General features: G+C 70.7%; 15 protein-coding genes. 4 read left to right on the top strand and 11 right to left on the bottom strand.

The annotated features are described in order from the left end of the window. Positions 1-51: 51 nt before the first annotated feature. The 6 genes from ABZT12_RS18865 to ABZT12_RS18840 all read right to left on the bottom strand — a co-directional run bounded on the left by ABZT12_RS18865 (position 52) and on the right by ABZT12_RS18840 (position 4,444). Positions 52-510, bottom strand: a complete 459-nt coding sequence (locus tag ABZT12_RS18865) for a cupin domain-containing protein (RefSeq protein WP_356385233.1) — start codon at positions 508-510, stop codon at positions 52-54. A gap of 162 nt (positions 511-672) precedes the next feature. Next, positions 673-1,581, bottom strand: coding sequence for a DJ-1/PfpI family protein (locus ABZT12_RS18860; RefSeq protein ID WP_356385230.1), 909 nt, complete (start codon positions 1,579-1,581; stop codon positions 673-675). 10 nt (positions 1,582-1,591) lie between these two features. Further along, on the bottom strand, positions 1,592-2,191 hold the full coding sequence (locus tag ABZT12_RS18855; protein WP_356385227.1) for an isochorismatase family protein: 600 nt from the start codon (positions 2,189-2,191) through the stop codon (positions 1,592-1,594). Positions 2,192-2,409: 218 nt separating this feature from the next. Next, on the bottom strand, positions 2,410-3,237 hold the full coding sequence (locus ABZT12_RS18850) for an SAM-dependent methyltransferase (RefSeq protein WP_356385224.1): 828 nt from the start codon (positions 3,235-3,237) through the stop codon (positions 2,410-2,412). An 86-nt stretch (positions 3,238-3,323) separates the two neighbouring features. Beyond that, the gene (locus ABZT12_RS18845; protein ID WP_356385222.1) at positions 3,324-3,575 is read right to left on the bottom strand and encodes a DUF397 domain-containing protein; all 252 of its coding nucleotides are present in this window, start codon (positions 3,573-3,575) and stop codon (positions 3,324-3,326) included. Further along, the gene (locus ABZT12_RS18840; protein WP_356385219.1) at positions 3,572-4,444 is read right to left on the bottom strand and encodes a helix-turn-helix transcriptional regulator; all 873 of its coding nucleotides are present in this window, start codon (positions 4,442-4,444) and stop codon (positions 3,572-3,574) included. The genes ABZT12_RS18845 and ABZT12_RS18840 overlap by 4 nt, the downstream gene beginning before the upstream one ends. Positions 4,445-4,756: 312 nt before the next feature. On the opposite strand from ABZT12_RS18840, the gene ABZT12_RS18835 reads away from it, so the two are divergent. Further along, positions 4,757-5,203 (top strand): ATP-binding protein, encoded by a 447-nt coding sequence (locus ABZT12_RS18835; protein ID WP_356385216.1) that lies wholly within the window; start codon positions 4,757-4,759, stop codon positions 5,201-5,203. Positions 5,204-5,265: 62 nt separating this feature from the next. On the opposite strand, the gene ABZT12_RS18830 is transcribed toward ABZT12_RS18835, so the two are convergent. Further along, entirely contained in the window at positions 5,266-6,684 is a 1,419-nt protein-coding gene (locus ABZT12_RS18830; protein ID WP_356385213.1) for a GAF domain-containing SpoIIE family protein phosphatase, read from the bottom strand. A gap of 67 nt (positions 6,685-6,751) precedes the next feature. Here ABZT12_RS18830 and ABZT12_RS18825 point away from each other — a divergent pair, with 67 nt between their 5' ends. Further along, the gene (locus tag ABZT12_RS18825; RefSeq protein ID WP_356385210.1) at positions 6,752-7,564 is read left to right on the top strand and encodes an SAM-dependent methyltransferase; all 813 of its coding nucleotides are present in this window, start codon (positions 6,752-6,754) and stop codon (positions 7,562-7,564) included. A 64-nt stretch (positions 7,565-7,628) separates the two neighbouring features. Here ABZT12_RS18825 and ABZT12_RS18820 read toward each other — a convergent pair whose 3' ends face one another. From ABZT12_RS18820 to ABZT12_RS18810, 3 genes are all read right to left on the bottom strand, one after another. Then, positions 7,629-8,684, bottom strand: a complete 1,056-nt coding sequence (locus tag ABZT12_RS18820; protein ID WP_356385208.1) for a cellulase family glycosylhydrolase — start codon at positions 8,682-8,684, stop codon at positions 7,629-7,631. A 676-nt stretch (positions 8,685-9,360) separates the two neighbouring features. Next, positions 9,361-9,771, bottom strand: coding sequence for a VOC family protein (locus ABZT12_RS18815; protein WP_356385205.1), 411 nt, complete (start codon positions 9,769-9,771; stop codon positions 9,361-9,363). 53 nt (positions 9,772-9,824) lie between these two features. Further along, on the bottom strand, positions 9,825-10,217 hold the full coding sequence (locus ABZT12_RS18810; protein WP_356385202.1) for an AraC family transcriptional regulator: 393 nt from the start codon (positions 10,215-10,217) through the stop codon (positions 9,825-9,827). Positions 10,218-10,329: 112 nt separating this feature from the next. Between ABZT12_RS18810 and ABZT12_RS18805 the strand changes: the two genes are divergently transcribed. Then, positions 10,330-11,064, top strand: coding sequence for a hypothetical protein (locus tag ABZT12_RS18805; protein WP_356385200.1), 735 nt, complete (start codon positions 10,330-10,332; stop codon positions 11,062-11,064). Positions 11,065-11,131: 67 nt separating this feature from the next. Here ABZT12_RS18805 and ABZT12_RS18800 read toward each other — a convergent pair whose 3' ends face one another. Beyond that, on the bottom strand, positions 11,132-12,586 hold the full coding sequence (locus ABZT12_RS18800; RefSeq protein ID WP_356385197.1) for a glyceraldehyde-3-phosphate dehydrogenase: 1,455 nt from the start codon (positions 12,584-12,586) through the stop codon (positions 11,132-11,134). A 280-nt stretch (positions 12,587-12,866) separates the two neighbouring features. On the opposite strand from ABZT12_RS18800, the gene ABZT12_RS18795 reads away from it, so the two are divergent. Beyond that, on the top strand, positions 12,867-14,381 hold the full coding sequence (locus ABZT12_RS18795; RefSeq protein WP_356385194.1) for a hypothetical protein: 1,515 nt from the start codon (positions 12,867-12,869) through the stop codon (positions 14,379-14,381). Positions 14,382-14,478: the final 97 nt, after the last annotated feature.

Below are 14,478 nucleotides of genomic sequence, written 5' to 3'. Positions count from 1 at the left end.
TTGTCCTCGGAGTCGCAGGGGGCGGTCGGTGGAACAGGGGAAGCCGGTGGATCAGGCGAAGTCGGTGGCGGGGACCGTGGCGTAGGGGCGCATCGCCTCGACGGTCGACTCGGGGGTCAGCGGCCGGCCGCCGGCGATCATGTCGCGCAAGTCCCGGAAGTACCGCACGTACAGGTCCGGAGTGAAGGTGTTGATCATGACCGCCGGCTCGTCGCCCAGGTTGGCGAAGGTGTGCGGGGCGCCGGGCGGGATCATCGCGAGGGTGCCGGCCGGGGCGACGTGCGTGGTCTCGCCGATCGTGAAGTGCACGGTGCCGGAGACGACGTAGAACCCCTCGTCGTGCTGGGCGTGCCGGTGCTGGGGCGGGCCCTGGGTGTGCGGGGCGAGGGTGATCTCGCCGATCCCGAGCCGGTGTCCCGTGGTGCTGCCGTCTTCGAGGATGCGCATCGTGGCCGGGCCGAGGCGGATCGTCTCGCCGTCGTCGGGGCCGACCACCGAAACCTTGCTCATCGCCGTCTCCTTCAGGTCCTTCGTAAGAGCTTGCTCTCAGGACAGTAAGGGAACAGGTCTCGTTATGCAAGTCCACTCTCATCCAGAGAGTCGGCAATGACAGAGCGGTGACGGACGCAGGGGGACGGGGCCCGGCGCGCCGGAGTGAGACGGGCCGCCGCGTCAGGCGGTACGGGCGCGGAGGCGGCGCAGCATGCGGGCGTCCTCGAAGCCCACCGAGCGGGCGGCGGCGTCCACGGTCGCGCCGTGGCTGAGCAGGTGCTGGGCGCGTTCGAGGCGCAGAGTCTGCTGGTAGCGCAGCGGGGTGAGGCCGGTGGCGCGGGTGAAGAGGCGGGTCAGGGTGCGTTCGCTGACGCCGGCGGCGGAGGCCAGGGCGGACAGCGGCAGCGGTTCGTCGAACCGGCCGTCGATGAGGTCCTGGGCGCGGTGCACGGTGTCGTCGAGGTGGGACCGGTGCCGGAGCATCGCGCTGGCCTGCGGTTCGTGGCCGTTGCGGCGGGCGTAGACGACCATGCTCCGGGCGATCCGGGCCGCGACGGCGGGCCCGTGCCGGGTCGCGACGAGGTGCAGGGCGAGATCGATGCCGCTGGCGATGCCGGCCGAGGTGACCACCCGGTCGTCGGCCGTGAACAGCACGTCCCGCACCACCAGGGCGCGCGGATGGCGCAGGGCCAGTTCGTCCTGGACGTCGTGGTGCGTGGTGCAGCGGCGGCCGTCGAGCAGCCCCGCCCGGCCGAGCGCCTCCGCCGCGGCGCAGACGCTGGCCACCGTGCCGCCCCGGGCGTGGTGGTCCCGCAGGGCCCGCAGCGGCGCGGCGCCGATGGCGGGCGAGTCGGCCAGGGTGACGGAACGCCAGCCGGGCACCACGATCAGGTCCTCCGGCCCGAGCCGCGGCCAGTCGATCTCCGCGACCAGCGGCAGCCCCTGGGCGCTGATCACCCTCGGCCGCTCGGCGACGTAGGACAGCGTGTAGGGATGCCCGAGGCCCGCGGCCGTGGAGAAGACCTGCGCGGGGCCGGCCAGGTCCAGCAGATGGACTCCGGGCACCAGGAAGAAGACGACGTTGCTCACGATCCGGTCATCATGCCCCAGGTCCGGCGACGGCCTCCAGCTCGTCGACCGTGGCGATGGTGGCGAAGCGTCCGGCGAGGGCGTACTCGGTGCGGCGGATGACCTCTTCGGCGGAGAGCGTCCGGGGGTCGGCCAGCAGGTCGGCGACGCTCCGGCCGGCGGGGGCGTCCCGGTGCGGGATGGGATTGGTCGCGGTGGCGTCGACGACGAAGGTGACCTGGTAGCCGAAGTCACTGGCCACGCGGGTGGTGGTCTCCACGCACTGCTCGGTACGGATGCCGCAGACGGTGAGTTCGCGGACACCTCGCTCGGTGAGGAGCTGCTGGAGGTTGGTGGTGGTGAAGGCGTTGTGCGAGGTCTTGTGGATCAGCGGTTCCCCTTCGGCCCGCTCCAGCTCCTCCATCAGCCGGACGTGGCCGAGGGCGGGGTCGAAGACGTCGCCGCTGCCGGGCTCGGAGTGCAGCACCCAGACGACCAGGTCGCCGCCGCGTCGGGCGAGCGCGACCAGGCGGTTCACCCTGTCGGCGATCTTCAGGTCGGAGGTGGTCTCCCACAGCGGACGGGCCCGGAAGGACTCCTGGACATCGATGACGATCAGTGCTCGGGTCATACCCCCAGCGTGGACCCCGCGGCCGGGACGGCGACAGGCCGCATCGGGTCCGGCGGCGGACCGATCCGGTCACGGTCCCCCGGCCGGGGAAAGCGCGCGCCCTGGCGCGCCCGGCCGGACCGGGCACCCAGGGCGTCGTACACGATCAGCGGTCCTCAGCGGCAGCGGTCCTCAGAAGTCGTCCGCAGCCGTCAGCGGTCTCAACAACGGCCAGGGGGTTACGGCTTGATGCCCACCCCGGTCCACAGGCTGACCTCGGCGTCGGTCGGCGGCTGCGCCGTGGACGCGTCGCCCGCCGGGGCGCCGGGGCGCCAGCGGTGGCCCACCGAGACCCCCGGGTCGAGGAGTTGGAGACCGTCGAAGAAGCGGGCCACGTCCTTCTTGGAGCGGAACTGCACCGGGGTCCCGGCGTTGGTGTAGATCGCGGTGACCTTCTCCCAGGTCCGGGGGTCGAAGTCGGGAGTGCAGTGGCTCAGGGCCAGGGCGCTGCCCGACGGGAGCACGGCCAGCAGGCGGCTCACCAGACCGTAGGGGTCCTGGGCGTCGGTGATGAAGTGCAGGAGCGCGTTCAGGGACAGGGCCACGGGACGGCCCAGGTCGAGGACCTCGGCCAGCTCGGGCGCGTTCAGCAGCGAGTCGGGGTCGTTGGCGTCGGCCTCGATGTAGGCGGTACGGCCCTGGGGCGTACTGCGCATCAGGCGCTCGGCGTACTTGAGGACGAGCGGGTCGTTGTCCGCGTAGACGACCCGCGCCTCCGGGACCACGGACTGCGCCACCTGGTGCAGGTTGGGCTCCGTGGGGATGCCGGTGCCGATGTCGAGCCACTGCCGGATGCCGTGTTCCTGCGCGAGGACGCGGGTGGCCCGGTGCATGAAGGCGCGGTTCTCGCGGGCGCAGACGAAGATGCCGGGGTAGGCCTTCGCGACGCTCTCGGCGGCCAGCGTGTCCACCTCGAAGTGGTCCTTGCCGCCGAGGTAGTAGTCGTACATGCGGGCGGAGTGCGGCCTGCTCGTGTCGATGTCCCGCGCGGTGTGGGCGTTGGTCATGCTGTCCCTCTCAGTGGTGTGCATCGGCGTGTCGGGCAGGCCGGGGCCGGAAGCCGGGCCAGGGTGCTCGCCGCCCGTGGACCGGTTCAGCCGGCCAGCAGGTGATCGGCGAGCCCCCGCTTGACCCCCGCGACGAACGCGGCGATCTCCTGGGGTGTGTAGATGAGCGCGGGACCGCCGGGATCGGTCGACTGCCGCACCGCGACGCGGCCGTCGGCGAGTCGCTTGGTCTCCACGCACTGACCGCCGTTGGGACCGCTCCAGGGGCACTCCCAGCCCTGCTCGCCGAGGCTGGTCGCGGGCATACCGTTGTAGACCGTGTCGTCGGTGATCGTCATGAGTACTCCTTGCGCATGCGGTTCAAGAGCGCCTTGCTCTCCGCCGACGAGGTCAGCAGCGACATCCTGTTGTGCGCCTCCAGGTGGGCCGAGACGTCGGAGCGCTGGTCCAAGTACATGGAGGCGGACAGGATTTCGCTGTAGACGACGTCGGGAAGCTCCGGTTCCTCGAACCGGAAATAGGTGAAGGGCGCGCACGCACCGACATGGGCACCCGCCCTGAACGGGATGACGTCGACGCTGACGTGGTCCAGTTCGAAGACCTCCAGGAGCCGGTCGATCTGCGCCCGCATCACCGCGGGACCACCCACCACCCGGTGGAGCACGGCCTCCTCCAGCACCACCCAGAGTGTGGGCGCGTCCGGCTTCTCCACCAGGCTCTGTCGGCGCAGCCGCAGCTCGACGCGCCGCTGGAGGTCCTCGTCGCCGTCGTTGGGGAAGCCCCCACTCAGGACGGCGCGGGCGTAGTCATGGGTCTGCAACAGCCCGGTGACGTAGTGCGGTTCATAGGTGCGCAGGGTCTTGGCACCGGTCTCCAGACTGACGTAGGCCGTGAACCAGTTGGGCAGGACATCGCGGTAGGCGTGCCACCAGCCGGGTTCGTTGGCCCGCTCGGCGAGGGCGACGAACTCCTCGATCTCCTGCCGCTGGGCCCCGTACGTCTCCAGCAACTTCTCCACGTACAGGGGCTTGAGGCCGACGTCCGCCTTCTCCAGCCTGCGGATGGTCAGGGACGTCACCCGCAGCGCCTTGGCCGCGTCCTCCAGCGAGACGCCCGCGCTCTGCCGCCACTCCTGCAACCGCCGGCCCAGGATCATGCGGAGAACCGTGGGCGCACTGGCGCCCGCGCCGGAACGAGCTTCGCTCACGCCCAACCTCCTGATGGAATGTCACCAACACGATTCTGACAGCGACTTGCTGATGCGGCCAGAGCGAAACCGACTTCCTGAAATTATCAGGGAGTCGGTTGCAGCCCGAACTCAGCTGTGAGCATAGTTACTTACGTGAGCGCACTCCGCGAACGTCAGCGCAGGACGTCAACACCGCTTACTCATAGCGGAGTTGACGTACAGCGCCGTGCGGTTCGCAGCTCCTCGCCAGGCGCACCCCTGTCCGGCGAGCCGCCCCGCACCGTCCCCGTCCGCCGTATGTGCCCGCCCCTCGATGGAAGGCGAACCACCGTGTCCCCCCACACGACTTCCTCTCCCAAGCTCTTAGACGTCGCGAGTCCGGAACGAGCGCACTGGCTGGAACTCCTGGCGCACCGTTCCAGCGTCAGAGTCGCCCGCCGCGCGGTGCGCGGACAGCTGGCCAAGTGGCGGCTGCCCGGCGAACTGTGCGCGGACGCGGTGCTGCTCGTCTCCGAACTGGCCACCAACGTCGTACGGCACACGCCGAGCACCCGGTTCCTGTGCGGGGTCGGGCTGGTCACCGACACCTGTCTGCGCATAGAGGTGCACGACCACGACTACGGGGGCAGCGATCTCGCCCGGCGCGAGCCGGCCCCCGAGGACGAGAGCGGCCGGGGACTGCTGCTCGTCCAGGAGATCGCGGGGACCTGGGGGGTCGACCGCTCGACGCTCACCGGCGGGAACGCCGTCTGGGCGACGCTGTTGACCGGCCACTGACCACGGGGGACGGGGGACGGGGGAGGGGGGAGGTCGGGTTGGCGCCGGCGAATGGGGGGAGATCAATCCTTCGCCGGCGTCAACTCGGCCAGTACCAGGGTGCAGTCGTCGGCACCGGGGGGTCCGGACGAGGTGTGCAGCAGCCGTTGGCAGAGTGCGGGGAGTGTCTCCTCGTCGGCCGCCGACGGAGGCTCGGTCACGGTGGTGTCGACGGCCCGGGCCAGCCGGGCTATCTCGTGGTCTATGTCGGCGTGCCGGGACTCGACCAGCCCGTCGCTGTAGAGCACGAGCAACGCCGGTTCGGGGATGCTGAGTTCGGTCGCCTCATAGATTCCGGCACCGAGCCCCAGGGGGAGTCCGGCGCCGACCAGCGTGACCGGCGCGGTGTGTCCGTCGAGGCCGCGCAGCAGCGGGGGCGGGTGGCCCGCGCCGACGAACGTGCAGGAGCGCGACCTCGCGTCCCACTCGACGTACATGCAGGTGGCGAACGACGCGTCCGGAGTGTCACAGGCCAACTCGTCGAGCCGCCGCATCAGTTCGGCGGGCGTGATGTCGAACCGGGCCAGGGTACGGACCGCGGTGCGCAGCTGGATCATGGCGACGGCGGACTCCGGGCCGTGCCCCATCGCGTCGCCGACGACCAGGCCGACCCGTCCGCCCGGCCGCGGCAGCACGTCGAACCAGTCACCGCCGATGATGTTGCCGTGCCCGGCCGGAAGATAGCCGTGGGCGATACGGCAGCCGTCGAACCTCTGGGCCGGATCCGGCAGCAGACTGCCGCGGATGGCGAGCGCGGTACGCCGCTCACGTTCGTAGCGGCGCGCGTTGTCCAGGGCCACGGAGGCCCGGGCGGCCAGCGACTCCACGGCCACGGCCTCGCCGTGCAGGAACGGCGGCCGGCCCGGGGCGCGGGTGCAGGCGACGAAACCGACGGCGGCACCGCGCAGCCGCAGCGGGACGACGAGGAACGACGCGGCGTGCAACAGGTCGTCTATCCGCAGATTGCCGTCGGCGGAGGCCGTCAGCCGCTCGGAGGTGTGCGTGTCCACGGTGTCGAGCAACTGGGTGTGCCCGGTGGCCAGCGCGCGCACATACGGCGTGTCGCGCGGGAAGACGACCACCTCGCCGACCGGCAGCACCCGGTTCCAGGTCTCGGCCGTCTCCGCGCCCACGCGGAGGGCGAGCCTGCGGGCCTCGATCTGCGGCGGATCGGAGGCGGCGTACGCGTTCTCGTCGACGAGCCACCGCTCCAGCAGGTACACCGACGCCGCGTCACAGAACCCGGGAGTGAGCGCGTGCACCACATGACTGCCGGTCACCCGCAGGTCGAGCTCCGAGCCGATCAGGTCGACGGCGGGGGAGAACGCAGCGTCACGGCGTCGGGGCGGCGCGGCCGGTGAGTCGTAGGGATGGCTGCGCGGTTCGTTCCGCAGGGTCGTGCCTTTCCGGGTGGGGGGTCGGCCGTGTGGGGGTGGGGGCAACCGGCCGGTCGTTCGTGCGTAACTATAGGATGGCGCGTCAAGGACCCTTGGCGGACGGGGAGTTGTGGTGCCGGGCAGCGAAGGTATCCCGCAGGGGATAGATCCCGACAAGGCGAGTGTGGCTCGGATGTACGACGCCATGCTCGGGGGACAGCACAACTACGCGATAGACCGTGAGGCGTTGGCGGCCTTCACCGCCATCGACCCCCAGGTCCGCACGCTGGCCCGGGCCAACCGTGACTTCCTCGGGCGGGCCGTACGCTTCCTGGTCGGGGCGGGGGTACGGCAGTTCATCGACCTCGGCTCGGGCATCCCCACCCAGGGCAACGTCCACGAGGTCGCCCAGGCGGCCAGTCCGGGCGCCCGGGTGGTCTATGTCGACAGCGACCCGGTGGCCGTGGCGCACAGCGCGTCCCTGCTCGCCGACAACCCCGACGCGGACATCGTCGACGCCGACATCCGCCGCCCCGCCGACGTGCTGTCCTCGCCCCAGCTGCGCAAGCTGATCGACTTCGAGCAGCCCGTCGCCGTACTGATGATCACGATCCTGCACTTCATCGGCGCCGACGAGGACCCGGCGCGACTCGTGGGTGCCTTCCGCGACGCGCTGCCCGGCAACGGCTGGCTGGCGCTGTCCCACGCCACCAACCAGGACCGCCCCGACACGGCCGCCGCCGTCGGACAGCTCTACCGCTCGCGGGCCACCTCACCGGTCACGGCCCGCTCCCACGACGAGATCCTCGGGCTCTTCGACGGCTTCGAGCTCGTCGACCCCGGCCTGACCTACGTACCCCTGTGGCGCCCCGACGCCGACGACGCCGTTCCGGAGAACCCGTCGGAGTACTGGGTGTACGCGGGCGTCGGCCGCAAAATCCCCTGACGGACACCCCGATGGGCTCCGCGCCGAAGCGCGGAGCCCACAAGTGGCGTGCGGCGGAGGCCCGTTACTTCTGGACGGGGCGGCCCCGGCCCCAGGCCCAGGCGAGCCGGTCGGCGCCGGACTGGTTGGTGGTGGCCAGCGAGGGACGGGCCGCGCTGCCGGTGAGGGTCTGGATCGAGTAGGTGTCGTCCGTACGCAGCCCGGGCCAGTAGACCGACCCCATCTTCAGCTCGCGGAACGTGTCGGTGACGGCCTGGACGTAGTTCACGAAGTTGTCGGACGCGTCCGGCTTGTCGTAGTCGAGGCCGGTGGTCATCGGGGCGCCGAACTCGTCGGCGACGGTGCGGCCCGCGCAGTCACCGATGCGCGCCTTGAGGTCGGCCACCCACTGGTCGTAGGTCGCGTAGTCCTTCCAGAAGCCGTAGTGGTGCAGCGACAGATAGGTGCCCTTCAGGCGCGGGTCAGCGCAGACCGAGGTGACGTGGTCGTTGTAGCCGGCGCCGCTGACGAACACCCGGTCGCGGGGGACCGACGGGTAGGTCGCCAGCCACTTCGCGGCGATGTCGGCCCACTCGGTCTCGGTATAGCCGTGCGGCTCGTTCATCGGCTCGAAGTAGACCCGGCGGTCGTGCTGGTAGGCCTTGACCACGGTGTCCCACATGGGCCAGAAGGTGGCGGGGTCGTCGATGAACCCGTCCTTCTTCGCCCCGGTGCCCTCCCAGTAGGAGACGATCACCTTGAAGCCCTGCGCGGAGGCGGCGTCGATGACCGCCCGATAGGACTTCCAGTAACTCCCGTTCACCGTGTACGGGTTGATCGGCAGCCGCACGGTGTTGGCGCCCAGGTTCTTACGGAACCCGGAGATGACGCGGGTCGCCTTGGCGTAGGTCTGCGCGTAGGTGTCGGTGGTCGACAGACCGGACAGGACCACGGCGTCGTCGGCGTAGTTGTCGCGCGGATCAGCCCAGTTCACGCCCTTGAACTGGGTCGTCCCCCGGTTCGGTGCCGGGTGGGCGGGGCTGGCGGCGATGGTCGTGCCGCTGGTCCCGGCGATCAGGAGTGCCACGAAGGCGGCACGCATCGTGGGACTGAGGCGGCTTCCGCCGGGGGTCTTGCGCATCGACTTGCCCTTTCAGGAGATGACCGCTCCGCGCGGGGAGACCCGTGCGGGGGTGAGCGGCCGTCGGGAGGTGTTCCGGGCCGGACGGGGGGAGTTCGGCCCGCCGTCGTGGGGGCCCGGCGCTGACCGGTGGAGCGGGGACCCTTCTCCCCGGCGATGGCCGACGGCGGCTCCCGGCCGTGCGGCGGAGCCGCCCGCCGGGACAACCACCGTGTGGGCAGAGCGGGTTGGCGGCGACACCGGGCGCCGGACTCCGCGCACCCGCGTCCTCAACTCCGGGACCATCGTTCCGCTCCTCCCTCCTCCGCCGACCACGGCACCGTGTTTACGTAAACACGCATGACCGGGAAAGGGGCCGGGCCTCGTGACCGAGGCGCGGCCCTGGGTGATGTTTACGTAAACATGACAGCGCCGGAATCGTGACATCCGACGCCACGCCCGTCAAGGTTTCCGACACGTAACATCCGTTGGCGGCCCGAGCGGAGAGGTTCCGCGCCCTCGCGTGCGGACGCGTGCGGAAGGGTGCTGAGGCGGGTGCGAGGCCGGCCCGGCGCTGCTCGAAGACGAACCCCACCCCGCACCGGGCGGGACGGGGTTCGCGCCTCATAAGCCGGACGGCCGCGGTCCTTCAGTGCCTCTGTGCCTCAGTGCCGCAGGAACGCGGTACCTCAGGACCTCAGGACTTCGGCTGGGTGAAGCGGATGTTGTTGCCGAAGGGATCGCGCAGACCGCAGTCGATCCCGTACGGCCGCTCGGTCGGCTCCTCCGTGAACTCGACCCCCAGGCCGCGCAGCGTCTCGTACGTCTTGCGGCAGTCGTCCGTGCTGAAGATGAGCCAGCCGCCCGTGGCCCCCTTCGTCACCAACTCGCGGACCTGCTCGGCCGTCTCCTCGGACATCGACGGCGCGCCCGGCCGCTCCAGCAGGATCTGGCGGTCGGGGTGACCGGGGACGTTGACCGACAGCCAGCGCATGAAGCCCAGGTCGACATCGGAGTGCACCTCCAGGCCGAGCTTGCCGACGTAGAAGTCGAGGGCCTGGTCCTGGTCGAGAACGAAGATCTGTGAGTGTGTGATCGCGTTGAACATGGATCCCACGCTACTGACCGGGCCGGACGAAGACTTATCCGAAACTGCTCGACTCAGTGGTGCGGCCGGGTCCACGCCTTCGTGAAACACGTCGGTACGTTCAGGGCCGCCGCCTCTTTCCGGTACGCCCTCGGCGACCGGCCGACGATCGCGCTGAACGTCCGGCTGAAGGTGCCCGGACTGCCGAACCCCACCCGGAAGCAGATGTCGGTCACGCCGAGGCCGGTCTCGCGCAGCAGGGACATCGCCCGCTCCACCCGGCGCCGCTGGAGGTAGCGGTGCGGGGTCTCACCGAACGTGGCCCGGAAGACGCGGATGAAGTGGGCCGGGGAGACATGGGCGATCCGGGCCAGCGCCGGGACGTCCAGCGGCTGCGCGTAGGCGCGGTCCATGGCGTCCCGGGCCCTGAGCATCCGGCGGTTGGTCTCTTCGGTGGCGCGGCTCACCGTGCCATCACATCATGGGGCGCCGACGACGTCGTGGGGCGGGACGCGGGCGGCGCCCCGCCCGCCGCCCCGGTGGTCCGGCGACCGGTGGCCGGGCGGGGACAATGAACCCGTGACGGATGGCATGAGCGACCCCGAGCGGCGGCTGGACCGGATCGAACGGCTGCTGCGGAGCGGCGAGCGGGACGTGGCGCCCGCGTGGCGACGGGTGACGCGGGGCGAGTCGCGCTGGGCGGTGACCGCCGTGATCGCGGTCGCGGTCGCGGTCCAGCTGACGCTGCCGCACCGGCTCGTCCTCCACCCGTTCTGGCTGCTGCCCGTGCTGGAGACCGTCCTGCTGGTCGGGCTCGGCGCCGCCAACCCACGGCAAGTGGAGCCCAGGAGCCGCTACTTCCGCTGGGCCGGCCTGGTCCTGCTCGGTCTGATCAGTCTGGCGAACGGCTGGGCCGCGGCCCAGCTGGTCGTGGATCTGGTGCGCGGCACCGCGGGGAGCGGTGCCGCGGCACTGCTGCTGGCCGGCGGCGGTGTCTGGGTGACGAACGTGATCGTGTTCGGCCTCTGGTACTGGGAGTGGGACCGCGGCGGGCCCCTGGCCCGGGCGCACGGACAGCACCAGTACGCCGACTTCCTCTTCGTGCAGATGCAGAGCCCGGAGACCGCGCCGCCGGACTGGGAGCCGACCTTCGTCGACTACCTGTACCTGTCCTTCACCAACTCCACCGCCTTCAGCCCCACCGACGTGATGCCGCTGTCGCGCTGGGCCAAGCTGCTGATGATGCTCCAGTCCTCGGTCTCCCTGGTGACCGTCGTCCTGGTGGTGGCCCGGGCCGTCAACACCCTCACCTGACCCCCGCGGCAGGGCCGGGCCGCCGGTCCCGCCGGAGAGTGCGGGGGCGTCGGCGGCCCGGCCCGGATCAGACCGCGGGTGCCGGATAGGTGGGGTACTCGACCCCCGAGACGTGCTGGACGGTGCGGACGACCTGGCAGGAGTAGCCGAACTCGTTGTCGTACCAGAGGTAGAGGATCGCGTTGTCGCCGTGGACCTTGGTCGCGCCCGCGTCGATGATCGAGGCGTGGCGGGAGCCGATGAAGTCGCTGGAGACGGCGTCGGGGGCGGTGGTGAAGTCGATCTGGCGGCGGAGCGGCGAGGTGAGCGACACCGTGCGCAGATGGTCGAGCACCTCCTCGCGGGTGGTCTCGCGGGCCAGGTGCAGGTTGAGGATCGCGATGGACACGTCCGGCACGGGCACCCGGATCGAACTGCCGGTGATCGGCGCCTTGAGGTCCGGCAGCGCCTTCGCCACGGCGGAGGCGGCGCCCGTCTCCGTGATCACCATGTTGAGCGCCGCGGAACGGCCCCGGCGGTCGGAGGAGTGGTAATTGTCCAGCAGGTTCTGGTCGTTGGTGAACGAATGGACCGTCTCCACGTGTCCGCGCAGGACCCCGTACTCGTCCGCCATCGCCTTCAGCGGCGGCACGATGGCGTTCGTCGTGCACGACGCGCAGGAGAGGATCCGCTCGTCGGGCTTGACGGTGTCGTGGTTGACGCCGTGCACGATGTTCGGGACGTCGCCCTTGCCCGGAGCGGTCAGGACGACCTTGTCGATACCGGGCCGCAGATGCTGCGACAGCCCCGCACGGTCGCGCCACCTGCCGGTGTTGTCGATGAGAACGGCGTTCTCGATGCCGTACGCCGTGTAGTCGACGGACGCCGGGTCGCTCGCGTATATGACCTTGATCTCATGGCCGTTGGCGATGATCAGGCCACGGGACTCGTCGACGGTGATGGTCCCCTGGAAGGGGCCGTGGATGGAGTCGCGGCGCAGCAGCGAGGCGCGCTTGACGAGGTCCTGGGACTCCAGGCCCGAGCCGGGACGCACGACGATCGCGCGCAGCCGCAGACCGTTGCCCGAGCCCGCCTTCTCGATCAGCAGCCGAGCCACCAGCCGCCCGATCCGGCCGAAGCCGTACAGGACGACATCGCGGCCCGAGCGGCTCTCGGCCTTGTTGACGCCGGTCGCGCCCGCCACGGCCCGGGCGGTGAACTCCGCCACGGACAGCCCCCGGCCGTCGCTCTGGTAGGTCGCGGCCAGCATGCCGATGTCGATCTGCGACGGGCCGAGGTCGAGGGCGGTGAGCGCCTGGAGGAAGGGCAGCGTGCGGGTGACGGAGAGCTCGGCGCCCGCGATCTGCCGGGCGAACCGGTGTGTCTTGAGGATGCTGATCACCGACTTGTTCACCAGGGAACGGCTGTGGAGGAGGACGGTGACGTCCCGCTCCCGGTGCAGCCTTCCGATGATCGGGATCATCGACTCCGCGATCTCCTCGCGGGTCTTCCAGTGGGTGAACGAGTCCTCGTTGGCAGACACAGATTTCTCTTTCGAGCTAGACGGCGCTCATATGCTAACCCGCTGGTCTCCCGGTCTTTCAGGGGGTGCGGACGGAGCCGCGGCGGCTCCGTATCCCCCTGTCCTGACGGCGAACCCGACCGTACACTGACAAGTCGCGGTAACGGGGGCGCGGTTGAGCGGGGGGAGAGGCATGTCCGGGGATCAGTACGGTGCGGGTTTCGGTCCAGGTCCAGGTCCAGGTCCAGGTCCAGGTCCAGGTCCAGGTTCAGGTCCGGGTTCGGGGTTCGTCGTGCCGCCCATGCCGTCGGCACCACCACCGGCCCCGCCGGACGGGGTGCGCGCCGCGGCGGTGGGCCTGCTGAACCTCGGCGGTCTCGGCCTCGGCTACGCACTGCTGCGCCGCTGGGTACTCGTGGCCGCGTGCTGGGCGGCGACCGCCGTACTGCTGCTGGTGGCGCTGCCCGCCGACCCGGACGGTGTCCCGGGGGCGGCCCTCGTCCTCTACGTCGTGTTCCTTGTCGGCGTCGCCGTCCACGGCGCGCTGGCCGCCCTGCGCACGCGGCTCGCCTGGCCGCCGCGCGCACCGCTGGCCCTCCTGCTCGGCCTGGTGCTGCTGGCCGTCCCGGCCGCCGGCGTGGTGCTCTACGGCAACGCGCGTGACGAGGCGACCGAGCAGATGCTGCTGGACCGGCTGGAGAAGGCCGACACGCTCGTCCGCGCCAGTGCCGACGAGCCCTTCAATACGGCCCAGCCGCACTACGGCGAGGCCCTGGACGTCTACGACAACCTGCGTTCCGCCCACGCCGGTTCGCGTGCCGCCGCGCGGGTGCCGGACCGGATGAAGACCTTCTACGCGACCGTCGCGACGGCCTACGCGCAGAAGAAGTACTGCGACGCGATACCCCAGTTGAAGTATCTGCGCACGGTCCCGCGCACGATCGACAAGAAGACCCTGGGCTCGCTCGCCGACTGGCCGGACGACCGGCTCGCCACGTCGCTGTACGCCTGCGGCCTCGACGGTCTGGCCGCCAGGGACACCAGTTGGCCCACGCACTTCGGGGAGTTGCTCGACTTGTTCCCGAGCTCCGAGCAGGCGGCCCGGGTCGAACCGGCCGTCAAGTCGGCGGTGGGCACGGCCGCGAAGGGGGTACGCGGCAGCCAACCCTGCACCGCCGTCCAGCAGTTGCGCGGGCTCTCCACCCAGATATCCGGCCTCGGTGGCGAACAAACGGGCGCGGCAGCCGCCCTCGCCGAGGACGTGAAGACGGCCGACTCCCGTGCGGACGCGGGCACGTACGACTGCGGGCTCGCCGAGTACCGGAGCGGCGACTTCGACACGGCGCTCACCACGATGAACGACTTCGTCAAGAACAGCCCGCAGGATCCGAACCGGGCCCGCGCCAAGAAGGTCGCCATCGCCGCGGAGGTCGCCCAGACGGTCCCCGCCGCGGGCAAGCGCCTGCCCACCACCGCGTCCGGCGGCAGCATCTCCGTCACGGTCAAGAACGACAGTCCCGACGACATCACCGTCCTCTACACCGGGCCGGTGACCGGCAGCTTCACCCTCAAGGGCTGCGGCAGCTGCACGTCGTACTCCCTCAGCAGCACCCTGTTCACCGGGTTCAAGCCCTGCAACGACAGCGGCAAGCACTATCCGCAGCACACCATCAGCCTGCCCGCCGGCACCACGTACTTCGTGCACCGGCCCGACAGCAGCACCGACACCCCGGCTTCGGACACGGCCAAGCTCAGACCCGGCTACATCTACACCGAGTGCGCCTACACGACCAGCGCACTCGGCACCGGCTACTGAGAACACCGCCGGGCGCCGGCCGGCCCCACCAGGCCGCCGGCCGCCCGTGCGATCACGACCCCCGTCGCTGGTCGGCCTGTTCACCCGGCCGGAGACG

It is taken from the genome of Streptomyces sp. NPDC005423, from assembly GCF_040606415.1.
In the GTDB taxonomy this organism is placed as follows: Bacteria; Actinomycetota; Actinomycetes; order Streptomycetales; family Streptomycetaceae; genus Streptomyces.
Note: the sequence above shows the minus strand (reverse complement) of the source record. Positions and strands in the feature narration are given on the sequence as shown.